Consider the following 17,845-nt stretch of genomic DNA (forward strand, 5'->3'; position numbering starts at 1 on the left):
GCGGAAGCCAGAACAGCACCGTGGATACCCGGTAAACCTCGTGCGCTGAGGAAACAACCTGCCACATAATCAGCGCCAGCCATGAAATTAGCCCCTGTCAGCTTCAGCAACATCCCGCTGGGTCGCCCCTTGCCGTTCTCGCTCCACAACGCTGAAGGCACGCTGCTGGCCAGCCGTGGCTATGTGTTCAATGAGCGTGAAGCGCTGGACACCCTGGCCGCCCACGGCACCTTGTTTGTCGACCCCCAGGAAGTGCGTCAGTACCGACGCGCCATGGAGGCGCAGGTGAACGCGATGGTGAACTCACAGAACACCACCCTGGGCCAGATCGCCGACACCCAGATCATGGCCCCCGAGATGGCCCCGACCGGCCTGGGACGCTTGCCCGACGAACTGGACGACCCGGACGCGCCGATCGACTGGCTGGACATGCAAAGCCGGGCCAACACCTTGCTGCGCGACACCAAAAGCCTGCGCTTCATGTTCCGGCTGGACCGTCTGCAACGTGACCTGGGACGGGTGCTGGCACGCAACCCGGACTCGGCCCTGTTTGCCCTGATCCACCTCACGGCCAGTGAAACCCGCTACTACAGCGCCACGCACGCCATGTTGGTGTGTGCCATGTGCTCACTGGCTGCACGCGATGTGCTGAACTGGTCCCCGGAGCTGGAGACCACCATGGTGCGGGCCTGCCTGACCATGAACATCGGCATGACCGAGTTGCAAGACCAGTTGACCCTGCAGCGCGAGCCCGTGTCACCGAAACAGCGCGCGCACATCGATGCCCATGCCGAACGCTCGGTTCACCTGCTGCGCGACCGCGGCGTGCGCGACCCGATCTGGCTGGAAGCGGTGCAGCAACACCACCACGTGAGCGCAGGCCCCTTGGGCGGACGCACACCCGCAGACCAAATTGCCCGCCTGATCCACCGGGCCGATGGCTTTGCCGCACGCCTGTCGCCACGCGCCACGCGCCCGCCCATGGCACCGTCGGCGGCCATGCACGCCACCTACTTTGACGAAGCCAAAAAAGTGGACGAAGCCGGGGCCTCGCTGATCAAGGCCGTGGGCATTTACCCGCCAGGCTCGTTTGTCAAACTGGCCAGCAACGAGATCGCCACCGTGGTGCGCCGAGGGGCCAACACCCTGACGCCCCGCGTGGCCGTGCTGGTCAACCGAGAAGGCATGCCCATGCTGGAGCCGGCCATCCGAGACACCCGGCTGAACGACCACCGCATCCTGTCCAGCGTCAATTACAAAGACATCCGCGTGCGCCCCGACTTGGTTCGCCTGCTGGCCCTCACCTGACCTGACCCCATAAGCCCAGGCCGTCAGTTCGCGGCCAAGCAGACGCAGCGGTTGCGCCCCTCGTTCTTGGCCTGATAAAGGCTGGTATCGGCGCGGGCCAGCACGTCATCCAGGCGGTCGCGGGCGTGCACATGGGTGATGCCGGCGGACAGCGTGATCGGCAGATCGGTCACCAGGTCCTGCCAGGACTGGTGGGCCACCGCCAGCCGCACCCGCTCCAGCACCACCAGCGCCTCCTCCAAGGTGGTGGCTGGCATGAGCAACAAGAACTCTTCGCCGCCATAACGGGCCAGTTTGTCGCTGGGCCGCAAGGTGGCATTCATGGTGTCCACCACCCGACACAAGACCTGGTCCCCCACCAAATGCCCATGGCCATCATTGACGCGCTTGAAGTGGTCCAGATCAATCAAAGCCAATGCGCAGGCTTGACGCCCGCGTTGGACCAGATGAATTTGCTCCTCCAGCATGGGCAAGATGGCGTGGCGGTTCAGGGCGCCAGTCAACAAATCGTGCGTGGCCAGGCGGTGAACCGCCACCACCTCGTCAGCCAACTTGCGCTGACGCTGTACCAAACGCACCCGCAAAACGGTGCCGTAATGGTTCAGCAACAGACAGCGCAGCAGGATCGATGCGTAGGCCAGCCCCACCAGCACGGCCTCGCGGGCATTGTCCGGAATGGTGACCGCGGCGTTGTGCTGGGAGGGCAGGTACTGCAAGGTGATGGCCGTCATCGCACAGGTGCTCAGCCACATCAGCAAGGCCTGCCGTATCGTCAGGCTCAGGGTGCCGAACGCGAAGACGACGAAGATGATGCAGAGGAAGTACGCCTTGATCCACGGGGCCAGGAGCACGGCCCCCAGTTGCACCGCGATGGCCGTCACCATTTGCCATTCCGTGAGGTAAGGGTCGCGTCCCTGCCGACCCCACCCGAGCCGGAAAACCCCTGCGAACACGGCGATGTGGGCCAGCCCCGCCGCGGCGTACAGCAGGGGCAAGCCCAAACTCACGCGATCCAGCCACCAGAAACAGGCCAGGAACAGGGCATCCACTGCATAGCTGACGCCCACCGCCATCAGCATCCGAGTCCGCATGCGGACGTTGAAGCGGTTATCGACTGACGCAGCATCGGACCTTGGGTCCATGGGACCGTGCTGAAGAACCGGAGTCATCGCTGGCGTCCCCCCAGGTCAACGGAGTTTTACTTTGGAAGGTCGAAATTGCGTTACGACGTCATGGTAACAACTGTACGGTGTCGAACAATGAAAATTGATTCGAGGGAGGGGGCGGTCGAAGCGTTAAAACGCAAAAAATACCGAACTGGCCAAGCTTGAGCGCCAGGAAGGAGTCGACGCCCCCCCGGCCCAGCCCCGGCGGTCAGTAGTGGGGCGGCAACTCGTCGCGCGGGCCCGACGCACCGCCACTGTTCTCGGGCTGCTGGCGGCGCAATTCGCGCACTTCGCGGATCAAGGCGTCGATCTGTTCCTGCTGGCGAAACACGATCTGGTTGAGTTGCTCCAGCAAGTCTTCGTTGAAACTGGTTTTGATTTCCAGTTCGGTGAGGCGGTGGTCGATGAGCTCAGGGTTTTCCATGCCGCCATTGGACCTGAAAAATCAGGCCCAGAAAAAAGCCCCGCTCAGGGGCGGGGCTCGACCAGGGTCTGGACGCGGGCAGCGTCGCGCTCGATCAGGCTCGGATCAGGTGGTCAAACGCCCCCAACGCCGCCTTGGCCCCTTCACCTGCCGCGATGATGATCTGCTTGAACGGCACGGTGGTCACGTCACCGGCGGCAAACACCCCCGGCACCGAGGTGCGGGCATGGGTATCGACCACGATCTCACCGTGCTTGGACAGCTCCAGCGTGCCCTTGAGGAAGTCGGTGTTGGGCAGCAGGCCAATCTGCACAAAGATGCCTTCCAGCGCCAGCAGGTGCTCGGCGCCGCTGACGCGGTCCTTGTAGCTCAGGCCGGTAACCTTGCTGCCATCGCCCTGCACTTGCGTGGTCTGGGCGTTGGTGATCACGGTCACATTGGGCAGGCTGGCCAGCTTTTTTTGCAGCACGGCATCGGCCTTGAGCTCAGGGGCGAACTCCAGCAGCGTCACATGGGACACCAAGCCAGCCAAGTCAATGGCCGCTTCCACACCCGAGTTACCGCCACCGATCACGGCCGTGCGCTTGCCCTTGAACAAGGGGCCATCGCAGTGCGGGCAGTAGGTCACGCCCTTGGTGCGGTACTCGTTTTCGCCGGGCACGTTCATGTTGCGCCAACGCGCGCCGGTGCTCAGGATCACGGTCTTGGCCTTCAGCGTGCCGCCATTGGCCAGCTTGACCAGGATGGGCTCACCTGGCTGGGCCGAGGGAATCAGCTGCTCGGCGCGCTGGGCGTTCATGATGTCCACGTCGTAGGCACGCACATGCTCTTCGAGCGCAGCGGCGAACTTCGGGCCTTCAGTCTCCTTGACCGAAATGAAGTTCTCAATGCCCAGGGTGTCCAGGGTTTGGCCACCAAAACGCTCGGTCACCACGCCGGTGCGGATGCCCTTGCGTGCCGAGTACACGGCGGCGGCGGCACCTGCGGGGCCGCCACCGACGATCAGCACGTCGTAGGGGGCCTTGGCGTCGAACTTGACCGCGTCACGAGCCGCTGCGCCGGTGTCGAGCTTGGCCACGATCTCTTCGACCGTCATGCGGCCCGAAGCAAACACCTCGCCATTGAGGTAGACCATGGGCACGGCCAGGATGCCACGGCGCGTGACTTCGTCCTGGAAGGCACCGCCTTCAATGATGGTGGTCTTGACGCGTGGGTTGAGCACGGCCATGAGCGACGCCGCCTGCACCACGTCGGGGCAGTTGTGACAGCTCAGGCTCATGTAGACCTCGAAGTTGTAGTCCCCGTCCAGGGCCTGGATCTGCTCGATCACGTCCTGCTCCACCTTGGGCGGGTGGCCACCGGTCCACAACAGGGCCAGCACCAGCGAGGTGAACTCATGACCCAGCGGCAGGCCGGCAAAACGCAATTGGTTGCTGCTGCCCAGGCGCTGCAGGCTGAACGAGGGCTTGCGCTCGTCGGTGCCGTCGGTGCGCAGCGAAATCTTGTCGGCGCGCAGGGACTGGATGGTCTGCAGCAGTTGCAGCATGTCGCGCGCGGTTTCGCTGTCGTCCAGCGAAGCCACCAGCTCAAACGGCTGCGTCACGCGCTCCAGGTACGCAGAGAGTTGGGTCTTGAGTTGGTCGTCGAGCATGTTCAGGTCCTTCAGGGGTCAATTGGGGGGCGCTGCGGGCGCTTGTGGCGGCCCGGGCGCCGAAATTCGGGCGAAAAAAAGCCGGACGGCATGGCACGAGGCCATGACGCTGTCCGGCGGGGGAGCGCCGAAGCGCTCTGCCGTGTGCCGGCGATTTAGATCTTGCCGACCAGGTCGATCGAGGGGGCCAGGGTCTTGGCGCCTTCGTTCCACTTGGCGGGGCAGACTTCACCGGGGTGAGCGGCGGTGTACTGAGCAGCCTTCAGCTTGCGCACGGTTTCCTTGACATCGCGAGCGATTTCGTTGGAGTGGATTTCGGCGGTCTTGATGACCAGGTCCGGGTTGATGATGAAGGTGCCGCGCAGCGCCAGGCCTTCTTCGGGGATGTGCACGCCAAAAGCGTTGGTCAGCACATGGGTCGGGTCGCCGACCAGGGGGAACTTGGCCTTGCCCACGGCGGGCGAAGTTTCGTGCCACACCTTGTGCGAGAAGTGGGTGTCGGTGGTGACGATGTAAACCTCAGCACCGGCCTTTTGGAATTCAGCGTAGTTGTCAGCAGCGTCTTCGATTTCGGTCGGGCAGTTGAAGGTGAAAGCCGCCGGCATGAAAATCAGAACAGACCACTTGCCCTTCAGGCTTTGGTCGCTGACTTCAACGAACTTGCCGTTGTGGAAAGCTTGGGTCTTGAAAGGCTGGACTTGGGTGTTGATCAAGGACATTCGTGTTTTCCTCTGTTACTTTGGTTAACGACAGCCGCAACTCTATCCGAGGCTGAACCATTGAACCAATTGATTGGAGATATTCATTCGATTGTTTTTTACTATCAAAATTCACCCAAGGCCCTTCTCGCTGTCACGCGGGGTTCACACCGACCCGGCTGGACGGCGGCAGAAAAGGTGACAATTCCCGCATGGTCACCCAGCGCAAAACCAGCCCTTCTCCAGCCGTCGAGGCCGTGGACACCCGCTACCTGGAAACCCTCATGGGTTACAACGCCCGCCGGGCCGCCCTGAGCATCATTGAGGTGTTCATGGAGCGCATGTCCGTCTATGGGCTCAAGGTGGTGGACTTCTCCGTGCTGTCCCTGGTCACCCACAACCCAGGCATCACCTCACGCCAGTTGTGCAGCACGCTCAACATCCTGCCGCCCAACCTGGTGGGCATCATCGCGTCCATGGACCGCCGCGGCCTGATCGAGCGCCGCCCCCACCCCAGCGACGGCCGGGCCATGGGCTTGCACCTGACCGAAGCTGGCCTGGCGTTGATGAAGGACGCTGAGCAAACCGCAGCCGACCTCGAAAGCGACGCCACCAGCCGCCTGAGCGCCACCGAGCGCAAGACCTTGATCCGGCTGCTGCAAAAAATCTACTTGTGAGTCACTGGTGTGCCGCGCCCCCTGAACCAGCCGCACTGAGCGTCAGTTGAGGCCCATTGCCCAAGGCTGGGCAGCTATGAAACCGGTAGCAAAGCACTGATTTGGGCTATAGTCGCGCCGCACAGGCCAGCCCTTCGGCCACCCGTGCTGGCTCGTTTGCGAACATGTTGCGTCACGAGGAGACCCCACCCATGAGTGCCAAGGAAACCCCTGCCATCAGCCAACTGTTCGACCTGCTGGAGTCCCGCTACGCGCTGCGCGTGCTGTGGGCACTGCGTGACGAACACGCCCAAACCTTCCGTTTGTTACAAGACAGCGTGGGGGGCATCACCCCCAACACACTGAACACCCGTATCAAAGAGCTGCGTGAAGCCGGCCTGCTGGACCACGGCCCTTCGGGCTACCTGGTCACCGACAGCGGCAAAGACCTGCTCAAACGCCTCAGCGACGTGCAAGCTTTCGCCGCCAAATGGGCTGCGAACCGCGCCAAAAAGAAGTGAGCCCCCTCTGCCCTCTGGCCTGCAGAGGCGGCCCGGGCTCGGGTTCGACACAGCCGTTTCAGGGATAATCCGGGCTCTTCAACCGGGCCCGCCGGCGTTCAAGCGCCGCACCCAGCCCTCTTTTCTGACAGCACACACCCAAGGACTTTCATGCCCACCACCGAATCCGGCCTGCAATACGAAGACACCACCGTTGGCGAAGGCAGCGAAGCCCGTGCCGGCGCCGAGGTCACCGTCCACTACACGGGCTGGTTGTACGAGAACGGCGTGCAAGGCGCCAAGTTCGACTCCAGCGTGGACCGCAATGACCCCTTCGAGTTCTCGCTGGGTGCAGGCATGGTCATCAAGGGCTGGGACCTGGGCGTGCAAGGCATGAAGGTGGGCGGCAAGCGCACCCTGATCATTCCGCCGCAGCTGGGCTACGGCGCACGCGGTGCCGGCGGCGTGATCCCGCCCAACGCCACGCTGAAGTTCGATGTGGAATTGCTGGGCGTGCAGTCCGCCGACACCGGTGGTGAACTGGAAGTCGTGGACACCGTGGTCGGCGCGGGCGACGAAGCCGTGGCCGGCCGCAAGGTGCGCGTGCATTACACCGGCTGGCTGTACAAGAACGGCGCCCAAGGCCCCAAGTTCGACTCCAGCCTGGACCGCAACTCGCCGTTTGAATTCGGCCTGGGGGCCGGCATGGTCATCAAGGGCTGGGACCAAGGCGTGCAAGGCATGAAGGTGGGCGGCAAGCGCACCCTGATCATCCCCGCCCACCTGGGTTACGGTGCACGCGGCGCCGGTGGCGTGATCCCGGGCAATGCCACGCTGAAGTTCGACGTCGAGCTGCTGGCAGTTCTGTGATTCCACGGGCCCCGCAGGGCCCGATCAGAGGGTCTTGAGCGCGCGACTCAGCCCTGGAGCGCGCGCTCCAGGGGCGCAAATGCGGCAGGGCCCACTGCCTCCCGAATGCGGGGCGCAACCGCCCGCAACTCTTCCAGGTTGCCCGCCCCCTCCACGGCCAAATTCAGCCTGAACCCCCGCAAACCCAAAGACGCCGTCAACGCCACGGCGATGGGGTAGGCATCGGTGTAGCGCTGACGCGGGCTGCGCGCTTGAGCCTCGTCCAAGCCGGGAAGCGGCAAGTCAATGACCACCTCCTGCGCCTCAGTGGGGGCCGGCTCAAGGCGGGTCTCAGGCACCGGCGCCGACACGGGCGCCAGCACCCCCGAGGCCACCAAATGCTGCACATCGCTCAAGGTGATGCCCAAAGCAGCGGTGGAACGCAGCACCTCCTCCAGGTTTCGACGCCCATCAAAAAGAATGAACGCAGACCGCTGTCGAGGCGACAGGATGGGGTCACGCTGCTTGAAAAGCTGCTGCCCGACTTCAGTCTTGGCGTAAATCATGGGCTTGACCGGAAAAAAGGAAACCAACTCGCCCGCCCGCAAAGCAAGCGGACGGCGACGTGAATTTCAGCTTGTCACGCAGACAGGCCTTTTTGAATTGGGGTTTATCCATAAACACCCGAGCGCACGGCCGGCCCCGAACGGGCCAGGCGGGACGCCGCTCCCAAGTCAAGCGTGGACATCGAGCACGGGCGCCGTCTCGCGCGGCCCCAGCAAACTGACCAGCCAGGTGACGGCAAAACCCACTGGCACCCCGAAGACACCCGCCGACACGGGCTGAATGCCCAGCCACAGGCTCTGACCCGGGGCCAGCGCCAGCACCGAGCGCAGCAATGGCGAGTTGGACAGCAGGTAATACACCGTCACCCCCAGCCCAGCCAGCATGCCGACAATGGCCCCCTGGCGGCTGGTACGCCGCCAAAAAATACCCAGCACCATGGCGGGAACCAACGCCGAGGCCGCCAGTGAGAAGGACGCTGACACGAGGGGCAGAATTTCCGAGGGTTTGAGGGCCGCCACAAAAGCCGCCAACATGGCCACGGCCAGCAACACGAATTTGGACAGGATCACCCGCCGCTCCTCCAGCCCCGCCTTGGGTGGCGCCCGGAACAAACGCAGGTCACGCACCAGCGAATTGCTGATGGTCAGCAACAGGCCATCAGCGGTGGACAGGGCCGCGGCCAAGCCCCCCGCAGCCACCAAGCCGGACAGCACATAGGGCAGACCGCCGAGCTCCGGCATGGCCAGCATCACAATGTCGGCGCCTAGGCGAAGTTCGCCAAACTGGAGCAGGCCATCGCCGTTGACGTCACTGACCGACACCAGCGCCGGGTCCACCTTGGACCATTGCACGATCCAGGTGGGCAAGGACTCGAAGGTGCTGCCCACCAGGTTGTTCATGACCTCGAACTTGACCAGCACCGCCAGCGCTGGCGCGCTCACATAGAGCAATGCAATGAAGACCAGGGACCACGCCACGGAGGTGCGGGCCTCGGCCACCGAAGGGGTGGTGTAGTAACGGGTCAGCAGGTGGGGCAGGCCGGCCGTGCCCATCATCAAACAGAACATCAGGGCCAGGAAGTTAAGTCGCGAATGCTCGTAAGCCTGCTGCTCGGCAGGTGTGCCGTCGGGGTCGCCCGCAAAGGGACGGCTGTGGGGTGGCATGCCGCCCAAGGGCAAGGCGCGCTCGCGGCTTTCTTGAATGGCGCGCGTCCACTGCTCTCGCGCCGAGGCCGCGTCATGCGGCACGTTGGCCACATCCCGGCTGGCCGCCACGATCAAGGAGACATCGGCGTTCTGGGCCCGCAACTGGCGCAAGCGGTCCTGGGCGGCCTTGCGCTCCTTGATCAGGGCCGCGTCGATGTTCTCCAGATAGGACTCGTACTCCCGGGCACGGCGCAAGTAGATGGCAGACACCTCTTGCTCGGCCGGCGAGGCCATGAGCTGCTTTTCCAAGGCTTCAATCTTGACCAGTTGCTGGCCATAGACCCAAGGCGCCAGCGGATTGCCCACTTGCTTGTAGGCCAACCAAGACACTGGAATCAGGAAGGCAAGCAGCAAGATGATGTACTGCGCCACCTGGGTCCAGGTGATGGCCCGCATGCCGCCCAGAAACGAGCACAGCAAGACCCCGCCCAGGCCCAGCATGATGCCGATCTCGAACTGCACCCCGGTCAGGCGCGATGCGATCAGGCCCACACCATAAATCTGCGCCACCACATAGGTGAAAGAGCAGACCACAGCCGCCAGAGCGGCGATGACGCGGGGCCAGCGCCCGCCGAACCGGCGGTCAAAAAAGTCCGGCAAGGTGTAGAGCTGGATGCGCCGGAGGTAAGGCGCGATCAGCATCGCCACCAGGCAAAAGCCGCCCGTCCAACCCAGCACATAGGCCAGACCACCGGGCTGGGCTTCGGAGCCCGAAAACCCCTGCAGGTAAAGCGCTCCGGCCAGGCTGATGAAGGAGGCCGCGCTCATCCAGTCGGCGGCCGCCGCCATGCCGTTGAAAAAAGCCGGGATGCGGCGCCCGGCCACGTAATAGTCCTCCGAGTCGGTGGTGCGGCAATAGATGCCGATGCCGGCGCACACCATCACGCTGGAGAACAAAAAGATCGGGCCAATCCAGCGCCGCGACAGGCCTTGCTGTTCGGCCCAGCCCATGAGCAGCAAGAAGCCCAGCAAGCCCACCACGTAGGCCGCCAGGATTTTGAACAGTCTGGTTTCGTAAGCCCGCCGCTCGCCCAGCGTGCGGGCCGCACGCAAGGACTCAGGCATCCGGCGCTCCGCGCGCTCGGAGGCGGTCACTGCGGTTCATGACCAAGGCGTACAACACCACAATGCCAATGAAGACCAACACCGCCCCTTGTGACGCCACCCAATAGCCCAGCGAGCCACCCCAGCCGGGCAGGGTCACCCGCGCCAGGTCACGGGCCCAGAAGCAGGCACCGAAGGAGACAGCCGCCCACAGCAGCAGCAACGTAGCGCGCAGGGCCCAGTGGCGATTGGTGTTGTGGGGAGCGGGTGGCACGCCCTCAGGGCGCACCAATGGGGCGGAGTCGGACATGCGACGATCATCGCACCAAGTGGGCCGCCGCCGGCCTAGGTCTTACCCAGGCGGCGGTGGCCCAGACCACCGGCCGAGCCCGGCGGGTGGTCGTGAAGCGGGGCGTCAAACGCCAGCCAGACGCTTCCAGGTTTCAATCACGCTGTCCGGGTTCAGCGAGATGGAGGCAATGCCTTCATCGGCCAGCCATTGTGCGAAGTCAGGGTGGTCGCTGGGGCCTTGGCCGCAGATGCCCACGTACTTGCCTTGCGCCTTGCAGGCGTTGATGGCCCGGCTCAGCATGGCCTTGACCGCGGGGTCACGCTCGTCGAAGTCAGCCGCCAGCAGCTCAAGGCCGGAGTCGCGGTCCAGGCCCAGGGTGAGCTGGGTCAGGTCGTTGGAGCCGATCGAGAAGCCGTCGAAGAACTGCAGGAACTCATCGGCCAGGATGGCGTTGCTGGGTACTTCGCACATCATGATGATCTTCAGCTCGTTCTCGCCGCGCTTGAGGCCATGGGCCGCCAGCAACTGGGTGACACGGTCGGCCTGACCCAGGGTGCGCACAAAAGGCACCATGACCTGCACATTGGTCAGCCCCATGTCGTTGCGCACGCGCTTGAGGGCTTCGCACTCCATGGCAAAGGCTTCGCCGAACTCGGCGCTGATGTAGCGTGCCGCGCCGCGGAAGCCCAGCATCGGGTTTTCTTCTTCCGGCTCGTAGCGGCTGCCGCCGATCAGCTTGCGGTACTCGTTGCTCTTGAAGTCAGACAGGCGAACGATCACCGGCTTGGGCCAGAAGGCGGCCGCGATGGTGGCCACGCCTTCGGCCACCTTGTCGACATAGAAGGCGCGCGGCGAGGCATGGCCGCGGGCCACCGACTCGACGGCCTTCTTCAGGTCGGCATCGATGTTCGGGTAGTCCAGGATGGCCTTGGGGTGCACGCCAATGTTGTTGTTGATGATGAACTCAAGGCGGGCCAGGCCGACGCCTTCGTTGGGCAGCTGGCAGAAGTCAAACGCCAGTTGCGGGTTGCCCACGTTCATCATGATCTTGGTGGCGATCTTCGGCATCTGGCCGCGTTCCACTTCGGTCACTTCGGTTTCGAGCAGGCCGTCGTAGATGTGGCCGGTGTCGCCTTCAGCGCAGCTGACGGTGACCAGGGTGCCGTCCTTGAGCAAGTCGGTGGCATTGCCGCAACCGACCACGGCGGGGATGCCCAGCTCGCGCGCAATGATGGCGGCGTGGCAGGTGCGGCCACCGCGGTTGGTGACGATGGCGCTGGCGCGCTTCATCACCGGTTCCCAGTTGGGGTCGGTCATGTCGGTGACCAGCACATCGCCGGGCTGGACTTTGTCCATCTCGCTGATGTGGTGCACCAGGCGCACCGGGCCGGTGCCGATCTTCTGGCCAATGGCGCGGCCTTCGGCCAACACGGCGCCTTGACCCTTGAGCTTGTAGCGCAGCTCGGCCTTGCCTTGCTGCTGGCTCTTCACGGTTTCCGGGCGGGCCTGCAGGATGTAGAGCTGGCCGTCGGTGCCGTCCTTGCCCCATTCGATGTCCATCGGGCGGCCATAGTGCTGCTCGATCACCAGCGCGTACTGGGCCAGTTGTTCAACGTCGGCGTCCGTCAGCGAGTAGCGGTTGCGCTGCTCGGTGGGCACGTCGGTGGTCTTGACCAGCTTGCCGCTGGCCGCCTTTTCTTCGGCCGAGGCAAACACCATCTGGATCAGCTTGGAGCCCAGGTTGCGGCGGATCACGGCGCGCTTGCCAGCCTTGAGCATGGGCTTGTGCACATAGAACTCGTCGGGGTTGACGGCGCCTTGCACCACGGTTTCACCGAGGCCATAGCTGGAGGTAATGAACACCACGTCTTCAAAGCCGGACTCGGTGTCGATGGTGAACATCACGCCAGCGGCGCCCAGGTCCGAGCGCACCATGCGTTGCACACCGGCCGACAGGGCCACATCGGCGTGGGCAAAGCCCTTGTGCACGCGGTAGCTGATGGCGCGGTCGTTGTAGAGGCTGGCAAACACCTCTTTCATCTTGTGCAGCACGTCTTCGAGGCCGACCACGTTGAGGAAGGTCTCTTGCTGACCGGCGAACGAGGCGTCGGGCAGGTCTTCGGCGGTGGCCGAAGAACGCACGGCGAAGGATGCGGCCGCATTGCCCGCGCTCAGCGTCGCGAAAGCGCTGCCAATGGCTTCTTGCAGGTCGGCCGGGAAAGGCTGGGCCTCGACCATGGCGCGGATTTCAGCACCGGCCTTGGCCAGCGCGTTGACGTCTTCCGTGTCCAGCGTGGACAGGCGGGCGTTGATCTTGTCGGCCAGGCCGTCGTGGGCCAGGAACTGGCGGAAGGCGTGGGCCGTGGTGGCAAAGCCCGTGGGCACCCGCACGCCTTGCGGCAGCTGCGAGATCATTTCGCCGAGGCTGGCGTTCTTACCGCCAACGGCCTCGACATCGCTCATTCTCAGGTTTTCAAACGGAACGACCAGGGCGGTCGGGCTGAAAAGTGCAGACATGGGAAAGCTCCAGAAGTTGAAACCGGGTCTGCGGTGCCGTCCTCCGGGGACAGGCCACCAGCGCCCATGCACAGCCGGCGACTTTTTAGTTCTGCTTGTAGGTCAGAGCGGTGCATGGTGAGAATTTGGATAATGGCTGGATTGTAGGCGCGCGCGGCGCCCGAGGTCTGGCGACAGGCTGACACCCTCTTCAGGAGTCTCTTTTTATGCACACTCGCACCGTCTTCTTCATTTCGGACGGCACCGGCATCACCGCCGAAACCTTCGGCAACGCCATCCTGGCCCAGTTCGACATGAAGCCGCGTCATGTGCGCCTGCCTTTCATCGACACCGTGGACAAGGCGCACCAGGTGGTGCGCCAGATCAACCACACCGGCGACATCGAAGGCCGCAAGCCCATCGTCTTCACCACCCTGGTGAACATGGAGGTGCTGGCCGTGATCCAGGAAGGCTGCCAAGGCATGCTGCTGGACATGTTCGGCACCTTCGTCCACCCGCTGGAAAAGGAACTGGGCATCAAGTCGCACCACCGCGTGGGGCGTTTCTCGGACGTCAGCAAGAGCCAGGAATACCACGACCGCATCGAAGCCATCAACTTCAGCCTGGCCCACGACGACGGCCAGTCCAACCGCGACCTGGAAGGCGCCGATGTGATCCTGGTCGGCGTGAGCCGCAGCGGCAAGACCCCGACGAGCCTGTACCTGGCCATGCAGCACGGCCTGAAGGCGGCCAACTACCCGCTGATCCCCGAGGACTTTGAGCGCCGCCAGCTGCCCCCGGCTCTGATGCCGCACCGCAAAAAGCTGTTCGGCCTGACCATCCACCCCGAACGCCTGTCCGAGATCCGCAACGAGCGCCGCCCCAACTCGCGCTACGCCAGCTTGGAGAACTGCCGCGCGGAGGTCAACGAGGCCGAGGCCATGATGCGGCGCAGCGGCATCCGCTGGCTCAGCAGCACCACCAAGTCGATCGAAGAGATCGCCACCACGATCTTGCAGGAAGTCCGGCCCGAGCGCCTGGTGTATTGACGCGGCCCCGTCCGCCGGGACCGAGGCCGGGCCAGGGTCTCAGGCCGGCCCGATCAAGAGTTGCCGACAGCAGGGCATCGGGCTCTTCAGCTGAGTCTCCTGCACCGCCACCTTCCAGACCTGGCGCACCCGCTCGGGGGTCAGCACTTCATCGACCGTGCCGAACCAGGCCTGCGACGACGTCCCGTCAGCGCCGGGCAGCAGCAGCGCATCATCGGCATAGCGCAACGCCAGGTTGAGGTCATGCAAGACCACCACCACGCCCACCGACTGGGCCCGCGCCCAGGCCTGCAGCCAGCCCAGGCACGCGTGTTGGTGGGCCAGGTCCAGGGCCGCCGTGGGCTCATCCAACAACAGCCAGCGCGCCGCACCGGGTGCGGGAGGCTCCCAGATCTGGGCCAAGGCGCGAGCCCACTGCACACGGGCTTTCTCGCCGCCCGACAGGCTGGCATAGGCGCGCGCGCTCAAGTGCGCGACCCCCATCACCTGCAATGCCGCGGGCACGATGGCGCCCTCCTGCGCGCTGGGTTGCGCCTGGTGGGCAAACCGGCCCAAGGCCACCACCTCGTGCACCGAGAAGTCAAAAGCCACGGCGCTGTCCTGGAGCATGACCGCGCGGTGCCGGGCCAAGGCCGGTTCCGCCCATTGCGCCAGCGCGCGCTGGCCCAGACACACCCGCCCCTGCCACGGTCGCTGCAAACCGGACAACACCGCCAGCAGGCTGGACTTGCCCGCGCCGTTGGGCCCGAGCACCGCCGTCACCCGACCCGCTTGCAGCACCGCATGACACCGCACCAAGACCTGCGGCGGGCGCACCGACACGGCCACATCTTGCAGATCCATCATCCCAAGCCCCTCTTGGCCCGGCGCAGCAGCGTCAGGAACACCGGCACGCCCACATAGGCCGTCAACACCCCCAAGGGCAGCTCGGCAGGCTGCACCAGCACCCGGGCCAACGCATCGGCGCCGACCACCAAGACCGCGCCCAACAAGGCCGATCCCGGCAGCAAGTACCGGTGATCCGACCCCGCCAGCAAGCGCACGGCATGGGGGGCGATCAGCCCCACAAAGCCAATCACCCCGGTGAAGGCCGTGATGGCGCCCACCAACAAGGCGGTCAAGGCCACAGCCTGGCGCTTGAGCGACTCCAGCCGCAAGCCCGACAACACGGCCTGGGCCTCGCCCAAGGCCAGCACATTCAAGCCCCGCGCCAGCCGACAGGCCAGGCCCCCAGCCAGCCCCACCACGCCGACCAGCAAGGTCACAGAGGCCCAGCGCGCCCCGCCCAGGCTGCCCATCAGCCAAAACTGCAGGTTGCGCAACTGCTCATCGGTGGCCAGAAAACTCAGGGTGCCCAAACCCGCCCCAGCCAAAGCATTGACCCCCACGCCGGCCAGCAGCATGGACTCCACGCGCAGCCCGCCGGGCGAGCGCGCCAGGCCATAAATCAAGGCGCACACCAGCAGGCCGCCCCCAAACGCGCCAAGGACCAGGGCGGCACCACCCAGGCTGCGTGACAGGCCAGGCCACCACCAGGTGCCCAGCACGATGGTGCTGGCCGCCGCCAGCGCCGCGCCGCTGCTGACCCCGATCAAGCCGGGGTCGGCCAGCGGATTGCGAAACAAGCCTTGCATCAACGCCCCCGCCAGGCCCAGGCCTGCGCCTGCGGCCAGCCCCAGCACCAAACGCGGCAGTCGAATGTGCAGAAACACCAGGCCATCCGCGCTGGCCCGGGCCTCTGGCGACCACAAGAGCGCGCCCAGTCGCAGCACATCGAGTTGGTACGCCCCGGTGAGCGCGGCCAGCCCGGTGGCTGCCAGCAACAGGCTGGACAAGCCCCACAACAAGCCGGGGTGACGCCCCGCACCCAGCGCCGTGCTCATGCGCCGAACAGGCCCTGGTGCAAGGCCAGGACCGCGCCGGGCAGGCGCGGCCCAAAGCCCAGCAAGTGGCTGGCCTCCAAGGTGACCAAGCGGCGACGGGCAAACGCCGGTGTGAGCGCCCATTCGGGACGCTGCCAGAAGCGCTCGGCACCGCCCTGCGCCTCCAGGCCCTGGTGGGTCGTGACCAGCACCTCGGGCGCGGCCGCCGCCAAGGCCTCGGCGTTCAAGGGCCGGTAGCCTTCAAACCCCGTCATGGCATTGACCGCCCCTGCGTAGGCCAGCACCGCATCCGCCGCTGTCCCCCGCCCCGCCACCTGGGGTGCTCCGGCATGGGCCAGGACGAACAAGGCCCGTGGCGCGGGCTGGCCACGCCGGCCAGCCACCTTGGCGCCAAGCTGAGCCCATTGCGCCTCCAAGGCCTGCCCCAGCGCCCGGGCCGCGGCCACGCGGCCCGTGACCTGCCCCACCAACTCAACTTTGCTTTGCACCTCACGCCACTGGTGAGACACCGGAACCAGCGCCACCCGCACGCCGGCCTGACGCACCTGGTCCAACACCGCCTGGGGACCGGCTTCGCTGGTGCCCAGCACCACCTCGGGCCGCAAGGACAGCAGCCCCTCGGCCGACAGCTGCCTCACATAGCCCACCTTGGCGGTGCGCTGTGCTGCCTCGGGGTAGGTGCTGGTGGTGTCGGACCCCACCAGCTGGTCCTGCGCCCCCAAGGCATAGACCACTTCCGTCAACGCCCCACCCAAAGTCACCAGGCGCGCCGGGGCCGCCAGGGCGCCCCCGGCGAGGCCACTGGCCGCCAGTCCGGCCCCCCAGGCCAGACAACGACGCCGATCGAGGGCCTGGCCCGAAGTCATCACGGTTGGCCAGGCGCTCATGCGGCCTCCGACAACGGGGTCACCAGCGTCTGCACCAGCTCGCGCCAGGCCGGGTCCTGCGGCTGGCCTGGCTTGCGTTCGCCAAACACCATCAGCATGAGTTCACCGTCGGCGTCAAAAGCCTCGACCGAGCTGACCGTGCCGTCCTCACTGGGCTTGTGCACCGCCCACACCTGGGCCACGCGGTCGGACCGCAGGTGCAGGTTGAAGCCGGGGTCCATCACATTGAGCCACTGGGCCGTCGCGGTCTGCAGCGGCACGATGCGCTGCACCGGTCCGCTGTGGATCTGGATGCAAGCCGCGTTGCCCACAAACACCATCAAGCCCAGGCCCGAGGCGGCTGCCAAGTGCAGCAAGCGGGCGATGGCGTCGGACGCCAGGCGCGTGGTGAAGAGTCCTTCGGTCAGCCGAAAGCTCTGCTGCCGGTCCAGGCGGTGGCGCTTGAGCAGCGAGAAAAACTCGTGCGTGTCACGCAAGGCCGCCCAGTCGGCGCGCAATGCCTGCACATCGATGTGGGCATCGGCCAGCCGCTCGGGCTTGGGCGCCTGCCCCAGCGCGAACTGGGGGCGCGCCTCGGGCGCCGCAAAGCGCGCCATCACCGCCTCGAGCGCGGCGCGGTCGCTCGCCTCGCGCACAAACACCTTGTGCACGGCATGGCCCCAGGCATCAAAGAACTGCAGGCTCAAGGCCTCGAACTCGCCTTCGCGCAGGGGGGCCTCGCGCACGGCAAAGCCCGCATGCCAGTGGGACAGGAACAAGCGCAGGTCAATGTCGCGGTCCAGCACCAGGCCCACCTCGCCCTGCGCCGAAACGCGGCGGTAGACCCCGGTTTTTTCGTGCACCACGCTGTGGTTGCGGGTCAGCGCCATCAAGGGGCCGCAGGGCTCCAGGGCCTTGAGCAGGTCCACCCAATGGCCGTTGAGGGGCACGGTGCGCAAACGGGCCGGTGCGCCCTCGCTGTGGGCCGCCAACACGGCGCCCTCGCTCAAGCCCAGACGCTCGGCCGCGTCCCGGGCTCGCAAGCCCGACTGGCGCAAAGCCTCAAAAGCCGTTCGCACGGCACCGCCTGACGTGGCGGCGGGATGAAGCCCCCCGGCCCCAGGGGGGATGGCGGCAGCGTCGGGCACCAGGGCCGCAGACAACACGGATGACATGGCAGTACTCCTATTC

Annotated in this window: 17 protein-coding genes and 1 pseudogene; 6 read left to right on the top strand and 12 right to left on the bottom strand. The window is 65.4% G+C overall.

Going from position 1 to position 17,845, the window contains the following annotated elements:
• Positions 1 to 81: 81 nt before the first annotated feature.
• Positions 82 to 1,308, top strand: a complete 1,227-nt coding sequence (locus tag PSQ39_RS12600; protein ID WP_273927159.1) for an HD-GYP domain-containing protein — start codon at positions 82 to 84, stop codon at positions 1,306 to 1,308.
• Positions 1,309 to 1,331: 23 nt separating this feature from the next.
• Here the strand turns inward: PSQ39_RS12600 and PSQ39_RS12605 are convergent, their stop codons facing one another.
• The 4 genes from PSQ39_RS12605 to ahpC all read right to left on the bottom strand — a co-directional run bounded on the left by PSQ39_RS12605 (position 1,332) and on the right by ahpC (position 5,268).
• Positions 1,332 to 2,399 (bottom strand): GGDEF domain-containing protein, encoded by a 1,068-nt coding sequence (locus tag PSQ39_RS12605; RefSeq protein ID WP_273927160.1) that lies wholly within the window; start codon positions 2,397 to 2,399, stop codon positions 1,332 to 1,334.
• A gap of 283 nt (positions 2,400 to 2,682) precedes the next feature.
• Entirely contained in the window at positions 2,683 to 2,898 is a 216-nt protein-coding gene (locus PSQ39_RS12610; RefSeq protein WP_273927161.1) for a SlyX family protein, read from the bottom strand.
• A 94-nt stretch (positions 2,899 to 2,992) separates the two neighbouring features.
• Positions 2,993 to 4,549: an alkyl hydroperoxide reductase subunit F gene (gene ahpF / locus PSQ39_RS12615; RefSeq protein WP_273927162.1), complete on the bottom strand. Its 1,557-nt coding sequence runs from the start codon at positions 4,547 to 4,549 to the stop codon at positions 2,993 to 2,995.
• 155 nt (positions 4,550 to 4,704) lie between these two features.
• Entirely contained in the window at positions 4,705 to 5,268 is a 564-nt protein-coding gene (gene ahpC, locus PSQ39_RS12620) for an alkyl hydroperoxide reductase subunit C (protein WP_273927163.1), read from the bottom strand.
• Positions 5,269 to 5,459: 191 nt separating this feature from the next.
• On the opposite strand from ahpC, the gene PSQ39_RS12625 reads away from it, so the two are divergent.
• The 4 genes and pseudogenes from PSQ39_RS12625 (at position 5,460) to PSQ39_RS12640 (ending at position 7,273) form a co-directional block, all read left to right on the top strand.
• Positions 5,460 to 5,924: a MarR family winged helix-turn-helix transcriptional regulator gene (locus PSQ39_RS12625; RefSeq protein ID WP_273927164.1), complete on the top strand. Its 465-nt coding sequence runs from the start codon at positions 5,460 to 5,462 to the stop codon at positions 5,922 to 5,924.
• 191 nt (positions 5,925 to 6,115) lie between these two features.
• Complete coding sequence (locus PSQ39_RS12630) at positions 6,116 to 6,424, top strand: winged helix-turn-helix transcriptional regulator (RefSeq protein ID WP_273927165.1); 309 nt, start codon at positions 6,116 to 6,118, stop codon at positions 6,422 to 6,424.
• Positions 6,425 to 6,574: 150 nt separating this feature from the next.
• Positions 6,575 to 6,919: pseudogene (locus PSQ39_RS12635) on the top strand (FKBP-type peptidyl-prolyl cis-trans isomerase); the annotation flags it as partial.
• Positions 6,917 to 7,273 (top strand): FKBP-type peptidyl-prolyl cis-trans isomerase, encoded by a 357-nt coding sequence (locus PSQ39_RS12640; RefSeq protein ID WP_273927484.1) that lies wholly within the window; start codon positions 6,917 to 6,919, stop codon positions 7,271 to 7,273. The pseudogene PSQ39_RS12635 and the gene PSQ39_RS12640, both read left to right, overlap by 3 nt.
• 47 nt (positions 7,274 to 7,320) lie before the next feature.
• On the opposite strand, the gene PSQ39_RS12645 is transcribed toward PSQ39_RS12640, so the two are convergent.
• The 4 genes from PSQ39_RS12645 to ppsA all read right to left on the bottom strand — a co-directional run bounded on the left by PSQ39_RS12645 (position 7,321) and on the right by ppsA (position 12,877).
• Positions 7,321 to 7,818 (bottom strand): hypothetical protein, encoded by a 498-nt coding sequence (locus PSQ39_RS12645; protein WP_273927166.1) that lies wholly within the window; start codon positions 7,816 to 7,818, stop codon positions 7,321 to 7,323.
• Positions 7,819 to 7,986: 168 nt separating this feature from the next.
• The gene (locus tag PSQ39_RS12650; protein WP_273927167.1) at positions 7,987 to 10,089 is read right to left on the bottom strand and encodes a VC_2705 family sodium/solute symporter; all 2,103 of its coding nucleotides are present in this window, start codon (positions 10,087 to 10,089) and stop codon (positions 7,987 to 7,989) included.
• Positions 10,082 to 10,378 carry a DUF4212 domain-containing protein gene (locus PSQ39_RS12655; protein ID WP_273927168.1) on the bottom strand — a complete coding sequence of 99 codons (297 nt, stop codon included), beginning with the start codon at positions 10,376 to 10,378 and terminating at the stop codon, positions 10,082 to 10,084. The genes PSQ39_RS12650 and PSQ39_RS12655 overlap by 8 nt, the downstream gene beginning before the upstream one ends.
• 105 nt (positions 10,379 to 10,483) lie before the next feature.
• Complete coding sequence (gene ppsA / locus PSQ39_RS12660) at positions 10,484 to 12,877, bottom strand: phosphoenolpyruvate synthase (RefSeq protein WP_273927169.1); 2,394 nt, start codon at positions 12,875 to 12,877, stop codon at positions 10,484 to 10,486.
• A gap of 206 nt (positions 12,878 to 13,083) precedes the next feature.
• On the opposite strand from ppsA, the gene ppsR reads away from it, so the two are divergent.
• On the top strand, positions 13,084 to 13,905 hold the full coding sequence (gene ppsR, locus PSQ39_RS12665; protein ID WP_273927170.1) for a posphoenolpyruvate synthetase regulatory kinase/phosphorylase PpsR: 822 nt from the start codon (positions 13,084 to 13,086) through the stop codon (positions 13,903 to 13,905).
• Between the two features lie 39 nt (positions 13,906 to 13,944).
• On the opposite strand, the gene PSQ39_RS12670 is transcribed toward ppsR, so the two are convergent.
• From PSQ39_RS12670 to PSQ39_RS12685, 4 genes are read right to left on the bottom strand one after another with little or no spacing between them, the layout of a single operon-like run.
• On the bottom strand, positions 13,945 to 14,748 hold the full coding sequence (locus tag PSQ39_RS12670) for an ATP-binding cassette domain-containing protein (RefSeq protein ID WP_273927171.1): 804 nt from the start codon (positions 14,746 to 14,748) through the stop codon (positions 13,945 to 13,947).
• On the bottom strand, positions 14,748 to 15,788 hold the full coding sequence (locus PSQ39_RS12675) for a FecCD family ABC transporter permease (protein ID WP_273927172.1): 1,041 nt from the start codon (positions 15,786 to 15,788) through the stop codon (positions 14,748 to 14,750). Before PSQ39_RS12675 ends, PSQ39_RS12670 begins: the two co-directional genes overlap by 1 nt.
• Positions 15,785 to 16,675: a heme/hemin ABC transporter substrate-binding protein gene (locus PSQ39_RS12680; protein WP_273927173.1), complete on the bottom strand. Its 891-nt coding sequence runs from the start codon at positions 16,673 to 16,675 to the stop codon at positions 15,785 to 15,787. Before PSQ39_RS12680 ends, PSQ39_RS12675 begins: the two co-directional genes overlap by 4 nt.
• On the bottom strand, positions 16,672 to 17,829 hold the full coding sequence (locus PSQ39_RS12685) for a hemin-degrading factor (protein ID WP_273927174.1): 1,158 nt from the start codon (positions 17,827 to 17,829) through the stop codon (positions 16,672 to 16,674). Before PSQ39_RS12685 ends, PSQ39_RS12680 begins: the two co-directional genes overlap by 4 nt.
• Positions 17,830 to 17,845: the final 16 nt, after the last annotated feature.

It is taken from the genome of Curvibacter microcysteis, assembly GCF_028649455.1.
Lineage (GTDB): Bacteria > Pseudomonadota > Gammaproteobacteria > Burkholderiales > Burkholderiaceae_C > Curvibacter > Curvibacter microcysteis.

Coding starts and splice junctions, on each gene's coding strand:
- ppsA (WP_273927169.1), bottom strand. CDS start 12,877: ATGTCTGCACTTTTCAGCCCGACCGCCCTGGTCGTTCCGTTTGAAAAC.
- PSQ39_RS12600 (WP_273927159.1), top strand. CDS start 82: ATGAAATTAGCCCCTGTCAGCTTCAGCAACATCCCGCTGGGTCGCCCC.
- PSQ39_RS12670 (WP_273927171.1), bottom strand. CDS start 14,748: ATGGATCTGCAAGATGTGGCCGTGTCGGTGCGCCCGCCGCAGGTCTTG.
- ppsR (WP_273927170.1), top strand. CDS start 13,084: ATGCACACTCGCACCGTCTTCTTCATTTCGGACGGCACCGGCATCACC.
- PSQ39_RS12685 (WP_273927174.1), bottom strand. CDS start 17,829: ATGTCATCCGTGTTGTCTGCGGCCCTGGTGCCCGACGCTGCCGCCATC.
- PSQ39_RS12625 (WP_273927164.1), top strand. CDS start 5,460: ATGGTCACCCAGCGCAAAACCAGCCCTTCTCCAGCCGTCGAGGCCGTG.
- ahpF (WP_273927162.1), bottom strand. CDS start 4,549: ATGCTCGACGACCAACTCAAGACCCAACTCTCTGCGTACCTGGAGCGC.
- PSQ39_RS12650 (WP_273927167.1), bottom strand. CDS start 10,089: ATGCCTGAGTCCTTGCGTGCGGCCCGCACGCTGGGCGAGCGGCGGGCT.
- ahpC (WP_273927163.1), bottom strand. CDS start 5,268: ATGTCCTTGATCAACACCCAAGTCCAGCCTTTCAAGACCCAAGCTTTC.
- PSQ39_RS12610 (WP_273927161.1), bottom strand. CDS start 2,898: ATGGAAAACCCTGAGCTCATCGACCACCGCCTCACCGAACTGGAAATC.
- PSQ39_RS12645 (WP_273927166.1), bottom strand. CDS start 7,818: ATGATTTACGCCAAGACTGAAGTCGGGCAGCAGCTTTTCAAGCAGCGT.
- PSQ39_RS12605 (WP_273927160.1), bottom strand. CDS start 2,399: ATGCGGACTCGGATGCTGATGGCGGTGGGCGTCAGCTATGCAGTGGAT.
- PSQ39_RS12630 (WP_273927165.1), top strand. CDS start 6,116: ATGAGTGCCAAGGAAACCCCTGCCATCAGCCAACTGTTCGACCTGCTG.
- PSQ39_RS12675 (WP_273927172.1), bottom strand. CDS start 15,788: ATGAGCACGGCGCTGGGTGCGGGGCGTCACCCCGGCTTGTTGTGGGGC.
- PSQ39_RS12655 (WP_273927168.1), bottom strand. CDS start 10,378: ATGTCCGACTCCGCCCCATTGGTGCGCCCTGAGGGCGTGCCACCCGCT.
- PSQ39_RS12680 (WP_273927173.1), bottom strand. CDS start 16,675: ATGAGCGCCTGGCCAACCGTGATGACTTCGGGCCAGGCCCTCGATCGG.